The sequence below is a fragment of the Christiangramia aquimixticola genome, assembly GCF_048285835.1.
Classification (GTDB): Bacteria; Bacteroidota; Bacteroidia; order Flavobacteriales; family Flavobacteriaceae; genus Christiangramia; species Christiangramia aquimixticola.
Genome location: NZ_JBLVTL010000006.1, coordinates 65,518 through 67,466, shown reverse-complemented (window position 1 = coordinate 67,466; position 1,949 = coordinate 65,518). Strand labels below are relative to the sequence as shown.

General features: G+C 40.4%; 2 protein-coding genes. Both read right to left on the bottom strand.

Annotation, left to right across the window (positions count from 1 at the left end; translation table 11 throughout):
* Positions 1-355: 355 nt before the first annotated feature.
* A complete protein-coding gene (locus tag ACNKXV_RS12255; RefSeq protein ID WP_417908028.1) occupies positions 356-1,051 on the bottom strand; it encodes an ABC transporter ATP-binding protein in 696 nt (231 codons plus the stop codon).
* 44 nt (positions 1,052-1,095) lie between these two features.
* Entirely contained in the window at positions 1,096-1,872 is a 777-nt protein-coding gene (locus ACNKXV_RS12250; RefSeq protein ID WP_417908027.1) for an O-methyltransferase, read from the bottom strand.
* Positions 1,873-1,949 lie beyond the last annotated feature (77 nt).

The window sequence follows — 1,949 nt, the reverse complement described above, 5'->3', positions numbered from 1 at the left end:
CCGTCACTGCGAGGGAGCATAGCGATCGAAGCAGTCTCACCTTCGCTAGTTCCGACATTAAGATTGCTTCATTTCGTTTTACTCCGCTCGCAATGACGTTGCGGAAGTGAGGTACTAGATAAAAGAAATTAGTAATGAGACTTCAAATTTGAACCGTCACTGCGAGGGAGCGTAGCGACCGAAGCAGTCTCACTATGATCAGTGTCAATCATGAGATTGCTTCGCTTCGTTTCCCTCTGCTCGTAATTATGTAGAAATGAGATATTACATTAAAGATTTGAGAGCACGATTATGACCGTCACTGCGAGGGAGCATAGCAACCGAAGCAGTCTCATCCTGGGCTATTTAATTAAAGCTATACAGTTACAGCTTGCCTTTCGTCACTTTCAATAGTGCCATCTTTTAGCCTAATGATTCGGTGAGCATGTTTAGCAATTTCTTCTTCGTGAGTAACCAAAATAACCGTATTTCCAGCGGCATGAATATCATCAAAAAGATTCATGATCTCTACAGATGTTTTCGAATCTAGGTTTCCTGTAGGTTCATCGGCCAGAATGATCGAAGGTTTATTAACAAGTGCGCGACCAACGGCAACTCTTTGTCTTTGACCACCCGAAAGCTGATTGGGTTTATGATCCATTCGGTCACCCAAACCTACACTTTCCAATACTTCTTCAGCTCGCTGCTTGCGTTCCGCTTTTGAAGCACCGGCATAGATCATAGGCAGGGCCACATTTTCCAGAGCTGTAGTTCGCGGAAGCAGGTTGAATGTTTGAAATACGAATCCGATCTCCTTATTCCTAATTTCGGCAAGTTCATCATCGGTCATCTGACTAACATCTTTCCCGTTCAAAACATAAGATCCTGAGGTAGGAGTGTCCAGACAGCCCAGTAGATTCATCAGAGTGGATTTTCCCGAACCCGACGGACCCATAAAAGCAACATATTCTCCACGGTTAATATCGAGGTCTATTCCTTTAAGCACTTTTACAGTTTCCTGTCCCAAGGGAAAATCTCTGGTGATATTGCGAATTTCGATTACTTTACTCATGGATCTGTTATTTTCAAGGATTGGACGTTGAATTGGAATTTTTGTTACACCCTTATCGTAAAATGCTCCTTTACCTGTTCTCTTCGGAAAAATACTAAACCCCATTGAAAAGTGTCAATAGTAACCTTAACCTTAGGATGATTTTTTATTTCTTCCCAGGCTCCTTGCATCCCTGCCGACCAGTGAATATCATCGAAAATAAATACTGAATCGTTGTGAGCGGTAGGGAGAAGCTGTTCGAAATAATCCAGGGTAGCCTTTTTTTGATGATTCCCATCAAAATAGATGAGGTCGAATTTTCGACCTGTATTAACCAAATCCTTTAATTGATTTTCAAATTGATCTACCTGCAGGCTGATACTTTTTAAATCATATTTCTGAAACTGCTGTCTGGCAATATTTGCGGTTTCAGGACAACCTTCCAAAGTAGTTAGCTGGGTATGTTGATTTGCTGCAATAGCAGAAGAGGCAATTCCCAGGGAAGTTCCCAGTTCCAAAGCGTCCTTTATTTTTAGATAATTGGTAATTCGGAATAATAATTTCGCACGGAATAAAGTTATTCCGGCATTTTTGGCAATAGAAAAAACTGGTCGCACATCTGATTTAAATACTCTACTTCCTGCCCCAAAGTCGGTTACTTTAATTTTGTTTTTATTGCTTAAAAGATCATTCCGGTAGTTTTTGATCAATTCATATTGCTGATGATATGATTTATCATAAAAGCATTTTGTCACCAGATCGTACACAAAAGGGGAGTGGAGCCCGTGTTGATTCTGGCTTTTTAGGAGGAAATACAGGTAGGATTTTATTTCAAAAAACATTAATAAATTCGAGGATGAACCCTTCGACTGCGCTCAGGGTGACTTAATTTTTAATAATTACCGCATTTAGTTTTCGT